Here is an 18,556-nt window from a genome sequence, read left to right on the forward strand (position 1 = left end):
AAAGCCGGTTTTCTTATGCCTCAAAAAAACTTATGCACGATTTTCAGGAAAATGTCATACACAAAAATATATAGCTAATTCATAGGCTTAGCTATCGAGTGAGGTATTTCGTCGAAAAATTGCTAACAAGTTATCCACAGATCGTCAGGCTATCTGCTCGTGCGGTTTTTCATCCACCGGTGGCAACGAACCCAAGCGCCGCTGAGTCGCTTCGTTCCAGGCTGCGGCACGGTCATTGAGCTCTGCAATGGCACGCGGGCCGGTGCCATTGGCATACATCGGCTCCCCGATCACCACCTCGATGGTGCCGGAGCGCTTGCCCCACCCTGACTTGGGCCAGTACTTGCCGGCGTTATGCGCGATCGGCAGCACTGGCAGCCCGGCATTGACCGCCAGCGCGGTACCGCCACGGGAAAACTTGCCCACGGTGCCAAAGGGTACCCGAGTACCTTCCGGGAAGATCAGCACCCAAACCTTCTGCTTGAGCAACTCGTCACCCTTGCTCGCCACCTGGCGCAACGCTTCCTTGGGGTTGTCGCGGTTGATCGCGATCGGCCGCAGCATGGCCATGGCCCAGCCAAAGAACGGCACGTACAGCAGTTCACGCTTGAGCACCTGGCTCAATGGCGAGAAATAGGCTGACAGGAAGAATGTCTCCCAGGTGCTCTGGTGGTTGGACAGGATCACACAGGGTTCCTTGGGCACATTCTCGGCACCCGTGACCTTGTAGTGGATACCCAGGATCACCCGCGCCAGCAGCACGGCAAAACGGCACCAGTAGACGTTGATGAAGCGGTAGCGCTTATGAAACGGCAAAAATGGCGCGATAAAAAAGCTCAGCGAGCACCACAGCAGCGAGCTGGTGCCCAGCAGCAGGTAAAAAAGAAAGATTCTGATCGCCTGCAGGATCGACATAGTGGCATGTACCGTTGCGGGCTTGCCCGCCTGATAAAAATGCGCCCTCAGGCGCATTGTTTAGATTAGTTCTCTGGCGATAGCTGCCAGATCGTCGAAAATCAGTGTGGTTTGCGCGACGCCCTTTTCTAGCGTGCGCTCGCCTTTGCCGGTTTTCACCAGCACCGGTTGTGCACCGACGGCCAGGGCGGCCTCCAGGTCACCTTTACTGTCGCCGACGAACCATACGCCGCGCAGGTCGGCCTGATAATGTTCGGCGATAGCCCGCAACATGCCGGGCTTGGGCTTGCGGCATTCACAACCCTCGTCCGGCCCATGTGGGCAATACACGATGTGGCCGATTTCGCCGCCTTGCTCTGCCACCAGCGTGCGCAGACGCGCATGCATGGCTTCGAGTGTTGCCAGCGAATAGTAGCCACGGGCAATGCCGGACTGGTTGGTGGCCACGGCCACCGTCCAGCCCGCTTTGCTCAACTGCGCAATGGCCTCGATCGAGCCGGGGATCGGTATCCACTCCTCCAGCGACTTGATGTAGGCGTCGGAGTCCTGGTTGATCACCCCGTCACGATCGAGAATCAGCAGTTTCAAGGCTTACCCCAGCAGCGAAATATCGGCAACGCCCAGGAACAGGCCGCGCAGGCGGCTGAGCAGGGCATAACGGTTGGCGCGAACTTTGGCGTCCTCGGCGTTGACCATCACGGCCTCGAAGAAGGCGTCGACCGGATCACGCAGGGCCGCAAGGCGGGCCAGCGATTCGCTGTACTGACGTGCAGCGGCCATCGGTTGCACAGCCTGGTCGGCTTGCTGGATCGCCGAGTACAGCGAGAACTCGTTGGCGTTGTCGAAGTACTTCGGCTCGACCTGTTCGGCAATGGCGCCTTCGGCTTTGCCCAGCAGGTTCGACACGCGCTTGTTCACCGCGGCCAGCGCCTCGGCTTCGGGCAGCTTGCGGAAGGCCTGCACGGCCTGCACACGCTGGTCGAAGTCCAAAGCCGAACCCGGCTTCAGGGCACGAACCGACAGGTAGGTGGCAACGTCGATGCCTTCGTCTTCGTAACGCGCACGCAGGCGGTCGAAGATGAACTCCAGCACCTGCTCGGCCAGGCCGGCGGCCTTGACCTGGGCACCGAACTGCTTGACCGCGAATTCGACCGCAGGGGTCAGGTCCAGGTCCAGTTGCTTCTCGATCAGGATACGCAGCACGCCCAGGGCGGCGCGGCGCAAGGCATACGGGTCTTTGCTGCCGGTGGGCAGCATGCCGATGCCGAAGATGCCGACCAGAGTGTCGAGCTTGTCGGCGATGGCCACCGCAGCACCGGTCAGGGTCTGCGGCAGCTCGGCGCCAGCACCACGCGGCATGTACTGCTCGTTCAGCGCCAGGGCGACGTCTTGCGGTTCACCGTCGTTGAGCGCGTAGTAGTAACCGGCAACGCCCTGCATTTCTGGGAATTCGCCGACCATCTCGGTGGCCAGGTCGCACTTGGACAGCAGCCCGGCGCGGCCAGCGCGCTGGGCGTCACCGCCGATCAGCGGGGCAATGTACGCGGCAAGCCGGGATACACGCTCGGCCTTGTCGTAGACGGTGCCCAACTGCGCCTGGAAGACGACGTTCTTCAGGCGCTCGTTGAAGGTTTCGAGCGGCTGCTTCTTGTCCTGCTTGAAGAAGAACTCGGCGTCGGTCAGGCGCGGGCGCACTACCTTCTCGTTACCCGAGACGATCTGCTTGGGGTCACGGCTTTCGACGTTGGCCACGGTGATGAAGCGCGGCAGCAGTTTGCCTTCGCTGTCCAGCAGGCAGAAGTACTTCTGGTTGTCCTGCATGGTGGTGATCAAGGCTTCCTGCGGCACCTCGAGGAAGCGCTCCTCGAACGAGCACACCAGCGGTACCGGCCACTCCACCAGCGCAGTTACCTCATCCAGCAGTGCCGGCGGCACGATGGCAGTGCCTTCCTGCTGCATGGCCAGTTCGCTGGTGCGCTTGGCGATCAGCTCGCGGCGTTCGGCGAAGTCGGCCAGCACGTAGGCTTTGCGCAGGTCTTCGACGTAGTTGGCCGGGGTGGTGATGACCACGTTCTGCGGATGGTGGAAGCGGTGGCCACGGGACTCACGGCCGGCTTGCTGCGAAAGGATGGTGCAGTCAACCACCTGATCGCCCAGCAGCATCACCAGCCATTGGGTCGGGCGCACGAACTCTTCACGGCTAGCGGCCCAGCGCATGCGCTTGGGGATCGGCAGGTCGTTTAGCGAATCTTCGACGATGGTCGGCAGCAGGCTGGCGGTGGCTTTGCCCGGGATGTGTTGGGAGAAGCGCAGCTTGGCGCCGCTCTGGTCGATTTCCGACAGCTCTACCCCGCACTTCTTGGCAAAGCCCAAGGCAGCCTGGGTCGGCTCGCCGTCTTTGAAGGCAGCCTGCAGGGGCGGGCCGTCGATATTGATGCTACGGTCAGGCTGCTGTACATCCAGCTGGCGAATCAGCACGGCCAGACGACGCGGCGCGGCGTACACCTGCTTGCCGGTGTAGTTCAGGCCAGCGGCCTGCAGGCCTTTTTCGATGCCGGCCAGGAAAGCGTCACCGAGGGTGGCCAGGGCTTTGGGAGGCAGCTCTTCGGTGCCCAGTTCTACCAGGAAATCTTGAGCACTCATTGTGCAGCCTCCAGCTTCGCCAACACTTCGTCACGCAGTTCAGGGGTGGCCATCGGGAAGCCCAGGCGTGCGCGGGCTTGCAGATAGCTTTGCGCCACGTCCCGGGCCAGGGTACGCACACGCAGGATGTAACGCTGGCGTTCGGTCACCGAGATGGCGCGACGGGCGTCGAGCAGGTTGAAGGTGTGCGAGGCCTTGAGCACCATTTCATAGGTCGGCAGCGGCAGGTCCAGCTTGATCAGGCGGTTGGCTTCGCTTTCGTAGAAGTCGAACAGCTCGAACAGTTTCTCGACGTTGGCGTGCTCGAAGTTGTAGGTCGACTGCTCCACTTCGTTCTGGTGGAACACGTCGCCATAGGTGACCTTGCCGAACGGGCCGTCGGCCCATACCAGGTCGTACACCGAGTCGACACCCTGGATGTACATGGCCAGGCGCTCCAGGCCGTAGGTGATTTCACCGGTGACCGGGTAGCACTCGATGCCGCCTACTTGCTGGAAGTAGGTGAACTGGGTCACTTCCATGCCGTTGAGCCAGATTTCCCAGCCCAGGCCCCAGGCGCCCAGGGTCGGCGATTCCCAGTTGTCTTCGACGAAACGGATATCGTGGACCAGCGGATCCAGGCCGATGGCTTTCAGCGAGCCGAGGTACAGCTCCTGGAAGTTGGCCGGGTTGGGCTTGAGCACCACCTGGAACTGGTAGTAGTGCTGCAGGCGGTTGGGGTTTTCGCCATACCGCCCGTCGGCAGGGCGACGGCTGGGCTGCACGTAGGCGGCGTTCCAGGTTTCTGGGCCGACGGCGCGCAGGAATGTAGCGGTATGGAAAGTGCCGGCGCCTACTTCCATATCGTAGGGCTGAAGCACCACACAACCTTGAGCTGCCCAGTAGTTTTGCAGGGCGAGGATCAGGTCTTGGAAGGTACGCACGGCTGGCGTAGGCTGGCTCACGAAATTCACCTGTATCTGGGGATGCGGATGTAAAGAGCGGGAGTATAACCTGATTCGCCTCGCCCTCTACTCATTGGAGCCTTATGCCACGCTGCTTTTGGTGTACCGACGATCCGTTGTACCAGGCCTACCACGACCAGGAATGGGGAACACCGCAGCGTGATCCGGCGTTGCTGTTCGAGATGCTTTTGCTCGAAGGGTTCCAGGCGGGGCTTTCATGGATCACCGTCTTGCGTAAACGCGAGCGCTATCGTGAGGTGCTGCACGGCTTCGACCCGGTGAAGCTTTCGCAGATGAGCGATGAGCGCATCGAAGAGCTGATGCTCGATGCCGGCATCATCCGCAACCGCCTCAAGCTCAAGGCTGTGCGGCGCAACGCCCAGGCCTGGCTGGCTGTGGATAACCCGGCCGAATGGCTGTGGTCGTTCGTCGGCGGCGAGCCGAAGATCAACCATTTCACTGCCCGTAGCGAAGTGCCGGCGGTCACCGACGAGGCCAAGGCGATGAGCAAGGCGCTGCTCAAAGCCGGCTTTACCTTCGTCGGCCCGACCATCTGCTACGCCTTCATGCAGGCTACCGGCATGGTCATGGATCACACCACCGATTGTGATCGTTACGCCGCCTTGCTGCGCTGAAGGGTTACAATGCGCGCCTTGCTGAAATAAGGAACTGGCCTGTGGAAAAGTTCAAAGGCGCCCTGATGGTCGGGGTGCTGCGTCTGTTTGCCAAGCTGCCCTGGGGCGCAGTGCAACGCGTCGGCGCCGGGATCGGCTGGCTGATGTGGAAAGTCCCCAACGGTTCGCGCAATGTCGTGCGCATCAACCTCGCCAAGTGTTTCCCTGAGATGGACCCGGTCGAGCGCGAGCAACTGGTCGGCCGTGCCCTGAGAGACATCGGCAAATCCTTTGTCGAAAGTGCCTGTGCCTGGATCTGGCCGCCCCAGCGTTCGCTTGATCTGGTCAAGGAAGTGCACGGCCTGGAAGTGCTGGAGCAGGCGTTGGCCTCAGGCAAGGGTGTGGTCGGCATCACCAGCCACCTGGGTAACTGGGAAGTGCTCAACCACTTCTACTGCAACCAGTGCAAACCGATCATCTTCTACCGCCCGCCGAAGCTCAAGGCTGTGGATGACCTGCTACGTGAACAGCGGGTACAGATGGGCAACCGTGTCGCGCCTTCGACCAAGGAAGGCATCCTCAGCGTGATCAAGGAGGTGCGCCGCGGTGGGCAGGTGGGGATTCCCGCCGACCCGGAGCCTGCGGAATCGGCCGGCGTGTTCGTGCCATTCCTGGGCACCCAGGCGCTGACCAGCAAGTTCGTGCCGAACATGCTGGCCGGTGGCAAGGCGGTGGGGGTGTTCCTGCATGCCCTGCGCTTGCCGGATGGCTCGGGCTTCAAGGTGTTTCTGGAAGCTGCGCCAGAAGAGATGTACAGCACGGATGTGAACGTGTCGGCGGCGGCCATGAGCAAGGTGGTCGAGCGCTATGTGCGCCAATACCCGAGCCAGTACATGTGGAGCATGAAGCGCTTCAAGAAGCGCCCGGCGGGCGAGCCGCGCTGGTATTGAGGTTGTTGGGGGCGCCTTCGTCCTGGGTTTTCAATCAGGGCGGATGGCACGCTTGCGAGGATTAGCTTTGCGGGGGCTTGAGTCTTGCACCGAATTTACCGGCCCTATCGCCGGCAAGCCGGCTCCCACAAAAAAACCGCTGCTTCCAAAGGTACCTCGCTGGTTCCACAGATACCCTGCTCTCCCACAGGTACTGCGCTGTTCTCAAGCACAGCGCAAACCCGGTGGGAGCCGGCTTGCCGGCGATGGGCTGCACAGCAGCCCCGGCACTTCAGACCTTGTTCAGCTTCTTGAGAAACACCGCCATTTCCTTCTCGGCCTGCTTGTCCCCATGGGCCTGCGCCGCCAAGACCCCGTCCTCCCAGGCCCTGCGCGCCGCCGTCAGGTCACCCTGCAATTGGTACGCCTTGCCAAGCAGCTTCCACGCTGCCGAATACGTTGGGTCCTGTTCCACGCAACGGGCCAGATGCACCGCCGCTTCGGCGCCATTGCCCTCGTCCAGCCAGGCCTTGCCCAGGCCAAACCGCAGCAGCGGGTTATCCACACCCTTGGCCAGCATCTTCTCCAGCGATTCGCGCATGCCCGCCTCCTCTAGAAGAAACTCAAGCCGACATGGAAAAGCTTCTCCACGTCGCGAATGTGCTTTTTATCCACAACGAACAGGATCACGTGGTCACCCGACTCGATCACTGTATCGTCGTGGGCGATCAGCACCTGCTCGTCGCGGATGATGGCGCCGATCGTGGTACCCGGCGGCAGGGTGATGTCTTCGATGGCCTTGCCGATCACCTTGCTCGACTTCGAGTCGCCGTGTGCCACCGCCTCGATGGCCTCGGCCGCACCCCGGCGCAGGGAGTGCACGCTGACGATATCGCCACGGCGCACGTGCGCCAGCAAGGTACCGATGGTAGCCAGCTGGGGGCTGATGGCGATATCGATTTCGCCGCCTTGTACGAGGTCTACATAGGCCGGGTTGTTGATGATCGTCATCACCTTGCCCGCGCCCAGGCGCTTGGCCAGCAGTGACGACATGATGTTCGCCTCGTCATCGTTGGTCAGGGCCAGGAAGATGTCGGCATCGGCAATGTTCTCTTCGAGCATCAGGTCCTTGTCCGAGGCGCTGCCCTGCAGCACCACGGTGCTTTCCAGGGTGTCGGAGAGGTGCCGGCAACGGGCTGCGCTCATCTCGATGATCTTCACCTGATAGCGGCTTTCGATGGCCTCGGCCAAGCGCTCACCGATCTGCCCGCCCCCGGCGATGACCACACGTTTGTTGGTCTCGTCGATGCGGCGTAGCTCGCCCATCACGGCGCGGATATCTTTCTTCGCGGCGATGAAGAACACCTCGTCATCGGCCTCGATCACCGTGTCGCCCCGTGGGGTGATCGGCCGGTCACGGCGGAAGATCGCTGCCACACGGGTATCGACGTTAGGCATATGCGCGCGGATCTGGCGCAGTTGCTGGCCCACCAATGGGCCGCCGTAATAGGCCTTGACCGCCACCAGCTGCGCCTTGCCCTCGGCAAAGTCGATCACCTGCAGCGAACCTGGATGTTCTATCAGCCGCTTGATGTAGTTGGTCACGACCTGCTCGGGGCTGATCAGCACGTCCACCGGGATATGGTCGTTGTCGAACAGTTCTTCGCGGGTCAGGTAGGCCGATTCACGCACGCGGGCGATCTTGGTGGGCGTGTGGAACAGCGAATAGGCGACCTGGCAGGCGACCATGTTGGTTTCATCGCTGTTGGTCACCGCAACCAGCATGTCTGCGTCATCGGCGCCGGCCTGGCGCAGGACCGTCGGGAGCGAGCCGCGGCCTTGCACGGTACGGATATCCAGGCGGTCGCCCAGGTCACGCAGGCGGTCGCCGTCGGTATCGACCACAGTTATGTCGTTGGCTTCGCTGGCCAGATGCTCTGCCAGCGTACCGCCTACCTGGCCTGCGCCAAGGATGATGATCTTCATCCGCTACTCCCTAACCCTTTTTCTTAACCGCGCGAGGCGGCGATCTTGATCAGCTTGGCATAGTAGAAGCCGTCATGGCCGCCTTCCTGGGCCAGCAGCTGGCGGCCATGGGGCTGGCGGATACCAGCGTCGGTGGCCAGGTCCAGCTCACGGGCGCCCGGAGTGCGGGCAAGGAAGGCCTCGATCACTTCGGTGTTCTCGGTCTGCAGGCTGGAGCAGGTGGCGTACAGCAACATGCCCCCCACCTCCAGGGTCGGCCACAGGGCATCGAGCAATTCCCCCTGCAGCGCGGCCAGCGCCGGAATGTCATCAGCCTGACGGGTCAGCTTGATGTCCGGGTGGCGGCGAATGACCCCGGTAGCTGAGCAGGGCGCATCGAGCAGGATGCGCTGGAACGGCTTGCCGTCCCACCAACTGGTGGTGTCACGGGCGTCGCAGGCGATCAGCTCGGCGTCCAGCTGCAGGCGGTCGAGGTTCTCGCGCACCCGCGCCAGGCGCTTGGCTTCCAGGTCGATGGCCACCAGATGAGCCAGGCCCGCTTCTGCCTCGAGCAGGTGGCACGTCTTGCCACCCGGGGCGCAGCAGGCATCGAGCACGCGCTGGCCGGGAGCCAGTTCAAGCAGGTCGGCCGACAGCTGCGCGGCCTCGTCCTGCACGCTCACCCAGCCGTCGGCAAAGCCCGGCAGGCTGCGCACATCGCAGGCTTCGGTCAGCACAATGCCGTCACGGCTGAAGCGACAGGCGCTGGCGCCAACGTCGGCTTCGCTCAGCAGGGCCAGGTAGTCATCGCGGCTGTGGTAGCGGCGGTTGACCCGCAGGATCATGGGCGGGTGAGCGTTGTTGGCCGCGCAAATGGCTTCCCACTGCTCGGGCCAGAACGCCTTGAGCGCCTTCTGCAGCCAGCGTGGGTGGGCGGTACGTACGACCGGGTCGCGTTCCATGCCAGCGAGCAGCGCCTCGCCTTCACGCTGGGCGCGGCGCAGCACGGCGTTGAGCAGGCCCTTGGCCCACGGTTTTTTCAATTTGTCGGCGCAACCGACCGTCTCGCCAATGGCGGCGTGGGCCGGGATGCGCGTGTAGAACAACTGGTACAGGCCTACCAGCAGCAGTGCCTGCACATCGGCATCAGCGGTCTTGAACGGCTTCTGCAGCAGTTGCGCGGCGAGCAGGTCCAGGCGCGGCTGCCAGCGGGCGGTACCGAACGCCAGGTCCTGGGTCAGGCCGCGGTCGCGTTCCTCGACCTTGTCCAGTTGCGCAGGCAGCGAGCTGTTCAGCGAGGCCTTGCCACTGAGCACTGCGGCCAAGGCACGGGCGGCGGCGAGGCGTGGGTTCATTGGCCAAGCACCTTGCCGGCGGTGAACTTCTCGCGGCGGCTGTTGAACAGGTCGCTGAAGGCCAGGGCCTTGCCGCCAGGCAATTGCAGGCGGGTAAGGCTCAAGGCCTGGTCACCGCAGGCGACCACGAGGCCGTCTTTGCTGGCGGACAGGATCTCGCCAGGGGTGCCTTCCCCTGTGCACAATCTGGCGGCCAGCACTTTCACGCTTTCGCCATCCAGGGTGCTGTGGCACACCGGCCAGGGGTTGAAGGCGCGGATCAGGCGCTCGAGCTCCACGGCCGGGCGGCTCCAGTCGATGCGCGCCTCGTCTTTGTTCAGCTTGTGCGCGTACGTGGCCAGGGCGTCGTCCTGCACCTCGCCGTGCAGGCTGCCATCAGCCAGGCCGGCAATGGCTTGCACGACGGCTGGCGGGCCCATTGTGGCGAGGCGATCGTGCAGGCTGCCACCGGTATCTTCTGCACTGATTGGCGTGACCACCTTGAGCAGCATCGGGCCAGTGTCCAGGCCTGCTTCCATGCGCATCACGGTAACGCCACTCTCGGCGTCGCCCGCTTCCACGGCGCGCTGGATCGGCGCCGCGCCGCGCCAGCGTGGCAGCAGGGAAGCATGGCTGTTGATGCAGCCCAGGCGCGGGATATCCAGCACCACCTGGGGCAGGATCAAGCCATAGGCGACCACTACCATCAAATCCGGCTTGAGCGCCGCGAGTTCTGCCTGGGCATCCTCATTGCGCAGGGTTGGCGGCTGGAACACAGGGATGCCATGGGCCACCGCCAACGCTTTGACCGCGCTTGGCATCAGCTTCTGGCCGCGGCCGGCCGGGCGGTCGGGCTGGGTGTAGACGGCCACGATCTCGTAGGGGCTGTCGAGCAGGGCCTTGAGGTGTTCGGCGGCAAACTCTGGAGTGCCTGCAAAGACGATGCGCATGGAGTTCTCGCTTCAAAAAAGAAAAAGGCTTGCCGGAGCAAGCCTTCTGGAAGGTGGGGATCAGGCTTGCTGGCGGTGCTGCTTTTCCAGCTTCTTCTTGATCCGGTCGCGCTTGAGCTGGGACAGGTAGTCGACGAAGAGCTTGCCGTTAAGGTGATCGAACTCGTGCTGCACGCAGACAGCCAGCAGGCCTTCGGCTTCAAGCTCGAACGGCTTGCCGTCACGGTCCTGCGCCTTGACGCGCACACGCAGCGGGCGGTCGACGTTTTCGTAGAAGCCCGGCACCGACAGGCAGCCTTCCTGGTACTGGCCCATGTCGTGGGTCAGCTCTTCGACCGACGGGTTGATGAAAACCCGTGGCTCGCTGCGGTCTTCGCTCAGGTCCATGACCACAACCTGTTTGTGGACGTTGACCTGTGTGGCAGCCAGGCCGATGCCAGGCGCTTCGTACATGGTTTCAAACATGTCGTCGATCAGCTGGCGCAGGGCGTCGTCGAACTCCGTCACCGGTTTGGCGATGGTGCGCAGGCGCGGGTCTGGGAATTCGAGAATGTTCAAAATGGCCATAGGGTCAGGCAATCACTGTGCGTTCGGTTGAAAACTGAGCACACATAATAAAGGGAATCGAAGATTTCGGCACCTGGCAAGCTCGTCTAGGGTGTCTATGGGCTTGATAGCGTCCATTTAATAGACAGCTTTTCAAAGTGTTACCCACAAACTTATCCACAGGTTGTGCCACGTAAATGGCCCTGTTTCGATCAAGGATGATCTCCATGCCGTTCCACCATTCGTCGCTTTGCCCGCCTGCCGAACTGGAAGCGCGGCTACGTCTACACCGCCTCCCCGAGACGGGATTGCGTCGTTTTCACACCTTGTTGCAAGCCTTTGGCAGCGCTTCTTCTGCACTCAGTGCACCGGCTGGCGCCTGGCGTGCCCTGGGGGTCGCCCAGGCCACCATCGACGCCCGGCGCAGTGCCGAAGTACGCGATGGGGCATTGGCTGCAATGGCCTGGATAGAGCATCCGGGCCAGCATTTGCTGATGTGGGACAGCCCTGGCTACCCCGCGCTGCTGGGTGAAATCGATGATGCCCCGCCGCTGCTTTTCGTCGCAGGCGACCCGGCTTTGCTCGAACAGCCACAGCTGGCGATAGTGGGCAGCAGGCGTGCTTCACCCCCGGCGCTCGACACCGCCAAGGCATTTTCCCGTTGCCTCTCGCAGGCCGGGTTCACCATCACCAGTGGGCTTGCTTTGGGGATCGACGGTGCCGCTCATCGGGCCGCGTTGCAGGCTGGGGGCGCCACGATCGGTGTGTTGGGCACCGGGCTGCAAAAACTTTATCCACAGCGCCACCGCGACCTGGCCAAAGCGATGATCGACAGCGGTAGCGCGCTGGTTTCCGAGTACCCGCTCGATGCCGGGCCGCTGCCAGGCAACTTCCCACGACGCAATCGCATCATCAGTGGCCTGTCGCTCGGCGTGCTGGTGGTAGAGGCGAGCCTGGCCAGCGGTTCGTTGATCACCGCACGTCTGGCTGCCGAGCAAGGCCGTGAGGTTTATGCCGTTCCCGGCTCGATCCACCACCCCGGCGCCAAGGGCTGCCACCAGTTGATTCGCGACGGCGCACTGCTGGTTGAAAGCGTGGGTCAGATCCTGGAAAGCTTGCAGGGCTGGAAGAACCTGCCGCCAGCCGTTGTGGATAAACCGTCGCATCCCCTACTCGCCTTGCTGCATGCTGCGCCGCAGACCAGCGAAGCACTCGCGGCTTGCAGTGAGCTGCCTTTGGCGCAAGTACTGGCGCAATTGACCGAGCTGGAGCTCGATGGCCGGGTGACCAATGAAGCCGGGCGTTGGTTTGCCCGCGCTGGCTAAGTAAACTGCGGCATGGCTTAAATGCGGAGAGACACAAATGGTGAGCAGTTGGCGTGTGCAACAAGCCGCGCGTGAGATTCGGGCCGGTGCGGTGATCGCCTACCCGACAGAAGCGGTCTGGGGCCTGGGCTGCGACCCCTGGAACGAGGACGCGGTGTATCGCTTGCTGGCGCTCAAGTCGCGGCCTGTGGATAAAGGGCTGATCCTGGTCGCCGACAACATCCGGCAGTTCGACTTTTTGTTCGAGGACTTCCCGGAAGACTGGATCGACCGCATGGGCAGCACCTGGCCTGGGCCCAACACCTGGCTGGTGCCGCACCAGGACCTGTTGCCCGAGTGGGTGACCGGGCAGCATGACACGGTGGCGCTGCGGGTCAGCGATCACCCAGTGGTGCGTGATCTGTGTTCACTGGTAGGGCCGCTGATTTCCACCTCGTGCAACCCCGGCGGGCGCCCGGCGGCGAAGACCCGGTTGCGGGTGGAGCAATACTTCCACGGCCAGCTGGACCTGGTGCTTGGCGGGGCGCTGGGGGGGCGGAAGAACCCGAGTGTGATTCGCAATCTGGCAACCGGCGAGGTTGTACGCCCAGGCTGATACCGCTGCCGAGGGCTTCGCCCACGATCGCCGGCACGCCAGCGCCTACAGGTTCTGCACAAGGCTTGAAGCCGGTGTGGTCGGTGGGGGAGCTGGCTTGCCGGCGATGGGGCCGCAAACCCCTGCAGATTTTTCTGATTTTGTCTTGAAGGGTTGTCCGGTTTGAGGATTGGGAAATATCCTTCGAGCCGCGTCCCCTGCCATCACCTGTTCAGTAGGAACCAGTGTCTCTAGGCTCTACCCGTCGCCAAATAACTTGGCGATCGGGTGTGGTAGCCCGTATGCATTTTTTCCATGACAGTCCATGGCGGCTGTGCGTGGGAGGCTTTCGAGCCTGCCTGGATTGGAAAATGCCCGGGTCTACCACCTCGCGTACAGTCGCCACCCCTACCCTGCACCACCACCCGCTCTTCAGCGTCAACCCAAACATTTCCGCCGAGGACGCTCGATCTACGTAACACCAAAAAAACCAGGGCAAGCACCATTTCCTACGGTTTCTGTCGAAAGCAATCACCTGCCCATCAGAAGACATCCAATTTATGCTTTGCATTCTCAAGTTTCCCGACCATGGGATATTGAGGTGTGTGCCTAGGTTTGTACTTTTTTTGAGCAGGTCTCTGCCAGATCCATTAGCAGAAGCCATCAAGCCTATTGCCTATTCAGCGGCATTGCCCGGGCCGAGAAAAACCTGATCCAGGCCTACCTGGGAAGGATCTGACGAAGTGCATGTACTGACTTTTAGCCAAGCTCGCGCCGACCTGAAGCAGACGATGGATGATGTATGTCGGGATCACGAACCTGCGATCGTTACGCGCCAGCCCGGCGAGCCGGTGGTCATGATTTCACTTGAGGATTACAACGGCATGCAGGAGACCATGTACCTGTTGGGCTCATCAGCCAATGCCAAGCGCTTGCGCGCATCCATTGATCAGCTGCGGTCGGGTAAAGCTGCTACCCATGCGTTTAATTTTAGATGGCAACGGTCGAGTCAGCAGCCTCAGAAGAAGGTGTGAGCGCTGACAGGTGCCTGAGGGTGTTCAGTGCCTATGAGGTCGAGCGTCACGCGGGCGACTCTCGATCTCACAGGCACTGAACACCTTTAGGCAAGCACCTGGTCGCCCTGGTGCAATCCCCTGTCCTTCTCAAGGCAACAAAACAGTAGACCCAACAGTCCTGCGCGCCGACAGCTCAGCTTGCGCCTTGGCTGCCTCACTCAGCGGATACCTTTGCTGGATATCCACAACCAGTTTGCCACTGCCAATCATCGCAAACAGGTCGTCGGCCATGGCCTGGGTGTTCTCGGCATTATTGGCATAGGTCGCCAAGGTCGGGCGAGTGACGTACAGCGATCCTTTCTGCGACAGGATCCCAAGGTTCACCCCGCTCACGGCCCCCGAGGCATTGCCAAAGCTCACCATCAAGCCGCGCGGTTGCAGGCAGTCCAGCGAGGTAAGCCAGGTGTCGGCGCCCACGCCGTCATACACCACCGGGCACTTCTTGCCATCGGTCAGCTCCAGCACCCGCTTGGCCACGTCTTCGTGGCTGTAATCGATGGTTTCCCAAGCGCCCAGCGCCTTGGCCCGTTCGGCCTTCTCGGCAGAGCTCACGGTGCCGATGAGCTTGGCGCCCAGCGCCTTGGCCCACTGGCAGGCCAGCGAGCCCACGCCACCGGCGGCAGCGTGGAACAGGATCACATCGCCGGGCTGCACGGCGTAGGTCTGCTTGAGCAGGTACTGCACGGTCAGGCCCTTGAGCATTACCGCCGCCGCCTGCTCGAAGCTGATGTCGTCGGGCAGCTTGACCAGGTTGGCTTCCGGCAGTGTGTGCACCTCGCTGTAGGCACCCAGCGGGCCGCCGCCATAGGCCACGCGGTCACCCACTCTCAGGCGGGTGACGCCCTCGCCCACTGCATCGACCACGCCGGCGCCCTCTGTGCCCAGGCCGGATGGCAGCGCAGGCGGCGCATACAACCCGTTGCGGAAATAGGTGTCGATGAAGTTCAAGCCGATCGCGTGGTTACGTACGCGCACTTGCTGCGGCCCCGGCGGTGCCGGATCGAACTCTACAAGTTGCAGCACTTCGGGGCCGCCATGCTGGCTGAACTGGATACGCTTGGCCATCTCGCACTCCTGTTGTCGGGATCGGAAAAGGCCTTCTATCGGACGCCTTTGCTTGATCGCCGTCAACTGCGGCGCTCAGGTTTGCGGTGGTATGCTACGCGGCGAATTCTTCCCTGCCCGTTTCTGGTGACCCGATGACTAGCCGCACCGAGGCCGTGAAAGCCTACCTGCTCGACCTGCAAGACCGCATCTGCTCTGCCCTCGAAACCGAGGACGGCGGCGCCCGCTTCGTCGAGGATGCCTGGGTGCGCGAAGCCGGTGGCGGGGGCCGTACGCGCGTGATTGGCGACGGCAAGGTGATCGAAAAAGGCGGGGTCAACTTCTCCCATGTGTTCGGCTCTGGCCTGCCACCTTCGGCCAGTGCACACCGGCCCGAGCTGGCGGGCCGAGGTTTCGAGGCTTTGGGCGTATCGCTGGTGATCCACCCGCACAACCCGCACGTGCCGACGTCCCACGCCAACGTGCGCTTCTTCATTGCCGAGAAAGAAGGCGAAGAGGCGGTGTGGTGGTTCGGCGGTGGCTTCGACCTGACCCCGTACTACGGCAACGAAGAAGACTGCATTCACTGGCACCGCGTGGCCGAGCAGGCCTGTGCGCCCTTCGGCGCAGACGTATACCCCCGCTACAAAGCCTGGTGCGACCGCTATTTCCACATCAAGCACCGTGGCGAGCCACGAGGCATTGGCGGGCTGTTCTTCGATGATTTGAACGAGTGGGATTTCGATACCTGCTTCGCGTTCATTCGCGCCATCGGCGATGCTTTCGTCGACGCCTACCTGCCGATCGTCCAGCGTCGCAAGGCCACGCCTTACACCGCCGAGCAGCGCGAATTCCAGGAGTTCCGCCGCGGCCGCTACGTGGAGTTCAACCTGGTCTACGACCGCGGCACCCTGTTCGGGCTGCAGTCCGGCGGCCGCACCGAGTCGATCCTGATGTCGCTGCCACCGCAAGTGCGCTGGGGTTACGATTGGAAGGCAGCGCCCGGCAGCGAAGAAGCCCGCCTGACCGAGTACTACTTGCAGGACCGCGACTGGCTCGGCCAGTAAGCCTGTGGATAACCGAGGAACCCCCATGGACCAGTACGTCGTGTTTGGCAACCCCATCGGCCACAGCAAGTCGCCGTTGATTCACCGGCTGTTCGCCGAACAGACCGGACAGGACCTGGAATACAGCACGCTGCTTGCGCCGCTGGACGAATTCAGCGACTGCGCCCGCGGCTTCTTCAAGCAAGGCAGCGGCGCCAACGTGACCGTGCCCTTCAAGGAAGAGGCCTATCGCCTGTGTGACAGCCTCACCCCGCGTGCCCAACGGGCCGGCGCGGTGAACACCTTGAGCAAGCTGGCCGATGGCTCGCTGCGGGGTGATAACACTGATGGCGCCGGCCTGGTGCGTGACCTCACCGTGAATGCCGGGGTTGAACTGGCTGGCAAACGTATTCTGATCCTTGGCGCCGGGGGCGCGGTGCGTGGCGTGCTTGAGCCGATCCTGGCGCATGAGCCCCAATCCTTGGTAATTGCCAACCGCACACTGGAAAAGGCCGAGCAGCTGGCGCGCGAGTTCGATGAGGTTGGGCCGGTGATGGCCAGCGGTTTCGCCTGGCTGCAGGAGCCGGTGGACGTGATCATCAACGCCACGTCGGCGAGCCTGTCCGGCGAGCTGCCGCCGATTGCCGACAGCCTGGTCGAGGCCGGGCGGACCGTGTGCTACGACATGATGTATGGCAAGGAGCCCACGCCGTTCTGCCAGTGGGCCAGCAAGCTAGGTGCAGCAAAGGTGCTGGATGGGCTGGGCATGCTGGCTGAGCAGGCGGCTGAGGCGTTCTTCATCTGGCGTGGGGTGCGGCCGGATACGGCGCCGGTATTGGCAGAGTTGCGCCGGCAGCTGGCGCGGGGCTGAGATTGCTGGGGCCGCTCTGCGGCCCATCGCCGGCAAGCCAGCTCCTACACCTACAGCGCCGACCACAGGCCTTGTGATACCCCTGGGGGAGCCGGCTTGCCGGCGATGGGCTGCAAAGCAGCCCCAATGATCATTCCGCAAATTGAATTGGGCAAAGCTCCTCCCCTTCCAGCTTCTGCAATTCCTCGACCACCTGCGGCCTGGCGCGCAGCAAGGTCAAACTCCCGCCTGCCCGGCGCAACCGCCGCGCCTCGCGGTGCAACATATCCACACCCGAGTAATCGATGAAATTCACCTGCCGTGCATCGATCACCACATGCGGCCCCTGGCAACGCTGCAGGCGCACCTGCAGGTAGTGCGCTGCACCGAAGAAGATCGATCCGCCTACTCGCAGTACATCGGCCTGACCTTCGCGGCTCTGCTGAATCCGAGGCCGTGAAGTGCGTTTGAGGTAGAAGAACAGCGAAGCCAGCACACCGGCGTAAATCGCTGTCTGCAACTCCAGCAGCAAGGTTGCGGCAGCGGTCAGGGCCATGACCAGGAACTCGGAGCGGCTGACCCGGAACAGCGCGCGTATTGCGCGGTGGTCCACCAGGCCCCAGCAGATCAGCAGGATACTACCGGCCATGGCCGGTATCGGCAGGTGTGCGATCAACCCTGCACCCGTGACGGCGAACAGCGCTACCCACAGCGCCGAGAACACCCCGGCCATGGGGGAACGGGCGCCAGCGTCGTAGCTGAGCCCAGAGCGGGTGAAGGATCCAGAAGACAGGTAGCCGGAAAAGAATGACCCGACGATGTTCGACATGCCTTGGGCGCGGATTTCCTGGTCGGCGTCGATCAGCTGCTCGGAGCGTGCCGACAGCGAACGGGCGATCGACAGGCTGGTCACCAGGCCCAGCATGCCCACCGCCACGGCACTGGGCAGCAGGCGCAGCATCAGCTCCACATCCACTAACGGCAGTGGGCTGAGTGGGGGCAGCTGGCCGGAGAATGCTGGCACGCGCGGTACATGGCCAAAGAAACCGGGCAGCGACCAGGCCACCAGGCTGATCACGATCAGGCTTATCAACAGGCTCGGCCAGCGTGGCCGCCAGAGTTTGAAGGCCGCACCGACAAGCACGGTACTCAAGCCCAGGATCAGGGACGGCAAGTCGACCTCGCCAGCATGGCTTGCCAGGTCTTGTACCGTTTTCAATGCCGTGGCCTGGCTCGGCAAATCCATCCCCAGCAGGTTGGGCAATTGGCCGAGGGCAATGACGATGGCGGCGCCCAGAGTGAAGCCAAGCACCACCGAATGGGAGACGAAGTTGACCACTGCGCCGAAGCGTAGCAGCCCGAGCAGCAGTTGGAAGATGCCAGCGAGGAAGGTCAGCAGCAGCACGAGCGTCACGTAATCGGCGCTACCGGCCACTGCCAAGGGGCTGATGCTGGCGTAAAGGACGATGGAGATGGCGGCGGTCGGTCCGCAAATCAGGTACCAGGACGAACCCCACAGGCAGGCGACCAGCACTGGCACGATGGCCGCATAAAGACCATATTCGGCAGGCAAGCCGGCGATCAGGGCATAGGCGATGGATTGCGGCAGGGCAAGGATGGCGCCGCTGAGCCCGACCAGCAGGTCCTCGCGCAGGCTACGGCCCGATTGACGGGGCAGCCAGGTCAAGAAGGGCAGCAGGTGGGTCAACTGAATCATCATCCCTCTCGTATTCGGATCTTGGGTTGGTTTGGCTGGCCTCATCGCCGGCAAGCCGGCCCCCGCAGGGGGATCACAGAGGGC

The 18,556-nt window shown here is 62.6% G+C and carries 18 protein-coding genes; 7 read left to right on the top strand and 11 right to left on the bottom strand.

Annotated elements, in window-relative coordinates; genetic code table 11:
• Positions 1-144: 144 nt before the first annotated feature.
• From ABRP30_RS00105 to glyQ, 4 genes are read right to left on the bottom strand one after another with little or no spacing between them, the layout of a single operon-like run.
• Positions 145-915 (bottom strand): 1-acyl-sn-glycerol-3-phosphate acyltransferase, encoded by a 771-nt coding sequence (locus tag ABRP30_RS00105; RefSeq protein ID WP_241806660.1) that lies wholly within the window; start codon positions 913-915, stop codon positions 145-147.
• 60 nt (positions 916-975) lie between these two features.
• Positions 976-1,503, bottom strand: a complete 528-nt coding sequence (gmhB, locus tag ABRP30_RS00110; protein WP_241806661.1) for a D-glycero-beta-D-manno-heptose 1,7-bisphosphate 7-phosphatase — start codon at positions 1,501-1,503, stop codon at positions 976-978.
• Between the two features lie 3 nt (positions 1,504-1,506).
• Positions 1,507-3,558: a glycine--tRNA ligase subunit beta gene (gene glyS / locus ABRP30_RS00115; RefSeq protein ID WP_349975566.1), complete on the bottom strand. Its 2,052-nt coding sequence runs from the start codon at positions 3,556-3,558 to the stop codon at positions 1,507-1,509.
• Positions 3,555-4,502 carry a glycine--tRNA ligase subunit alpha gene (gene glyQ / locus ABRP30_RS00120; RefSeq protein ID WP_012312032.1) on the bottom strand — a complete coding sequence of 316 codons (948 nt, stop codon included), beginning with the start codon at positions 4,500-4,502 and terminating at the stop codon, positions 3,555-3,557. Before glyQ ends, glyS begins: the two co-directional genes overlap by 4 nt.
• Positions 4,503-4,585: 83 nt before the next feature.
• Between glyQ and ABRP30_RS00125 the strand changes: the two genes are divergently transcribed.
• Positions 4,586-5,137 (top strand): DNA-3-methyladenine glycosylase I, encoded by a 552-nt coding sequence (locus tag ABRP30_RS00125; protein WP_241806663.1) that lies wholly within the window; start codon positions 4,586-4,588, stop codon positions 5,135-5,137.
• Positions 5,138-5,178: 41 nt separating this feature from the next.
• On the top strand, positions 5,179-6,066 hold the full coding sequence (locus ABRP30_RS00130) for a lysophospholipid acyltransferase (protein WP_241806664.1): 888 nt from the start codon (positions 5,179-5,181) through the stop codon (positions 6,064-6,066).
• 271 nt (positions 6,067-6,337) lie between these two features.
• On the opposite strand, the gene ABRP30_RS00135 is transcribed toward ABRP30_RS00130, so the two are convergent.
• The 5 genes from ABRP30_RS00135 to def are packed head-to-tail and all read right to left on the bottom strand — an operon-like array spanning position 6,338 to position 10,861.
• Positions 6,338-6,646 carry a tetratricopeptide repeat protein gene (locus ABRP30_RS00135; protein ID WP_267819921.1) on the bottom strand — a complete coding sequence of 103 codons (309 nt, stop codon included), beginning with the start codon at positions 6,644-6,646 and terminating at the stop codon, positions 6,338-6,340.
• A gap of 11 nt (positions 6,647-6,657) precedes the next feature.
• Complete coding sequence (gene trkA / locus ABRP30_RS00140; protein WP_241806666.1) at positions 6,658-8,031, bottom strand: Trk system potassium transporter TrkA; 1,374 nt, start codon at positions 8,029-8,031, stop codon at positions 6,658-6,660.
• Positions 8,032-8,054: 23 nt separating this feature from the next.
• Complete coding sequence (rsmB, locus tag ABRP30_RS00145) at positions 8,055-9,365, bottom strand: 16S rRNA (cytosine(967)-C(5))-methyltransferase RsmB (RefSeq protein ID WP_267819923.1); 1,311 nt, start codon at positions 9,363-9,365, stop codon at positions 8,055-8,057.
• Positions 9,362-10,294, bottom strand: a complete 933-nt coding sequence (gene fmt, locus ABRP30_RS00150; RefSeq protein WP_267819926.1) for a methionyl-tRNA formyltransferase — start codon at positions 10,292-10,294, stop codon at positions 9,362-9,364. The genes rsmB and fmt overlap by 4 nt, the downstream gene beginning before the upstream one ends.
• A 60-nt stretch (positions 10,295-10,354) precedes the next feature.
• Complete coding sequence (gene def / locus ABRP30_RS00155) at positions 10,355-10,861, bottom strand: peptide deformylase (protein ID WP_241806669.1); 507 nt, start codon at positions 10,859-10,861, stop codon at positions 10,355-10,357.
• A 206-nt stretch (positions 10,862-11,067) separates the two neighbouring features.
• On the opposite strand from def, the gene dprA reads away from it, so the two are divergent.
• The 3 genes from dprA to ABRP30_RS00170 all read left to right on the top strand — a co-directional run bounded on the left by dprA (position 11,068) and on the right by ABRP30_RS00170 (position 13,773).
• Positions 11,068-12,165: a DNA-processing protein DprA gene (gene dprA, locus ABRP30_RS00160; protein ID WP_267819928.1), complete on the top strand. Its 1,098-nt coding sequence runs from the start codon at positions 11,068-11,070 to the stop codon at positions 12,163-12,165.
• A gap of 37 nt (positions 12,166-12,202) precedes the next feature.
• The gene (locus ABRP30_RS00165) at positions 12,203-12,760 is read left to right on the top strand and encodes an L-threonylcarbamoyladenylate synthase (RefSeq protein WP_241806671.1); all 558 of its coding nucleotides are present in this window, start codon (positions 12,203-12,205) and stop codon (positions 12,758-12,760) included.
• A gap of 722 nt (positions 12,761-13,482) precedes the next feature.
• The gene (locus tag ABRP30_RS00170) at positions 13,483-13,773 is read left to right on the top strand and encodes a type II toxin-antitoxin system Phd/YefM family antitoxin (protein ID WP_267819930.1); all 291 of its coding nucleotides are present in this window, start codon (positions 13,483-13,485) and stop codon (positions 13,771-13,773) included.
• 129 nt (positions 13,774-13,902) lie between these two features.
• On the opposite strand, the gene ABRP30_RS00175 is transcribed toward ABRP30_RS00170, so the two are convergent.
• Positions 13,903-14,880 (bottom strand): NADPH:quinone reductase, encoded by a 978-nt coding sequence (locus ABRP30_RS00175; protein ID WP_267819932.1) that lies wholly within the window; start codon positions 14,878-14,880, stop codon positions 13,903-13,905.
• A gap of 134 nt (positions 14,881-15,014) precedes the next feature.
• Here ABRP30_RS00175 and hemF point away from each other — a divergent pair, with 134 nt between their 5' ends.
• Positions 15,015-15,926: an oxygen-dependent coproporphyrinogen oxidase gene (gene hemF, locus ABRP30_RS00180; protein WP_267819934.1), complete on the top strand. Its 912-nt coding sequence runs from the start codon at positions 15,015-15,017 to the stop codon at positions 15,924-15,926.
• A gap of 25 nt (positions 15,927-15,951) precedes the next feature.
• Positions 15,952-16,776, top strand: a complete 825-nt coding sequence (gene aroE / locus ABRP30_RS00185; protein WP_267819936.1) for a shikimate dehydrogenase — start codon at positions 15,952-15,954, stop codon at positions 16,774-16,776.
• A gap of 130 nt (positions 16,777-16,906) precedes the next feature.
• Here the strand turns inward: aroE and ABRP30_RS00190 are convergent, their stop codons facing one another.
• Positions 16,907-18,472 (bottom strand): SulP family inorganic anion transporter, encoded by a 1,566-nt coding sequence (locus ABRP30_RS00190; protein WP_267819938.1) that lies wholly within the window; start codon positions 18,470-18,472, stop codon positions 16,907-16,909.
• Positions 18,473-18,556: the final 84 nt, after the last annotated feature.

The organism is Pseudomonas sp. WHRI 8519, from assembly GCF_040224055.2.
Classification (GTDB): Bacteria; Pseudomonadota; Gammaproteobacteria; order Pseudomonadales; family Pseudomonadaceae; genus Aquipseudomonas; species Aquipseudomonas putida_X.

Bases quoted from the DNA above. Each gene is read 5' to 3' on its own strand.
- fmt (WP_267819926.1), bottom strand. From the start codon at position 10,294: ATGCGCATCGTCTTTGCAGGCACTCCAGAGTTTGCCGCCGAACACCTC.
- ABRP30_RS00190 (WP_267819938.1), bottom strand. From the start codon at position 18,472: ATGATTCAGTTGACCCACCTGCTGCCCTTCTTGACCTGGCTGCCCCGT.
- ABRP30_RS00135 (WP_267819921.1), bottom strand. From the start codon at position 6,646: ATGCGCGAATCGCTGGAGAAGATGCTGGCCAAGGGTGTGGATAACCCG.
- rsmB (WP_267819923.1), bottom strand. From the start codon at position 9,365: ATGAACCCACGCCTCGCCGCCGCCCGTGCCTTGGCCGCAGTGCTCAGT.
- aroE (WP_267819936.1), top strand. From the start codon at position 15,952: ATGGACCAGTACGTCGTGTTTGGCAACCCCATCGGCCACAGCAAGTCG.
- ABRP30_RS00125 (WP_241806663.1), top strand. From the start codon at position 4,586: ATGCCACGCTGCTTTTGGTGTACCGACGATCCGTTGTACCAGGCCTAC.
- ABRP30_RS00175 (WP_267819932.1), bottom strand. From the start codon at position 14,880: ATGGCCAAGCGTATCCAGTTCAGCCAGCATGGCGGCCCCGAAGTGCTG.
- trkA (WP_241806666.1), bottom strand. From the start codon at position 8,031: ATGAAGATCATCATCCTTGGCGCAGGCCAGGTAGGCGGTACGCTGGCA.
- ABRP30_RS00105 (WP_241806660.1), bottom strand. From the start codon at position 915: ATGTCGATCCTGCAGGCGATCAGAATCTTTCTTTTTTACCTGCTGCTG.
- ABRP30_RS00165 (WP_241806671.1), top strand. From the start codon at position 12,203: ATGGTGAGCAGTTGGCGTGTGCAACAAGCCGCGCGTGAGATTCGGGCC.
- hemF (WP_267819934.1), top strand. From the start codon at position 15,015: ATGACTAGCCGCACCGAGGCCGTGAAAGCCTACCTGCTCGACCTGCAA.
- def (WP_241806669.1), bottom strand. From the start codon at position 10,861: ATGGCCATTTTGAACATTCTCGAATTCCCAGACCCGCGCCTGCGCACC.
- glyS (WP_349975566.1), bottom strand. From the start codon at position 3,558: ATGAGTGCTCAAGATTTCCTGGTAGAACTGGGCACCGAAGAGCTGCCT.
- dprA (WP_267819928.1), top strand. From the start codon at position 11,068: ATGCCGTTCCACCATTCGTCGCTTTGCCCGCCTGCCGAACTGGAAGCG.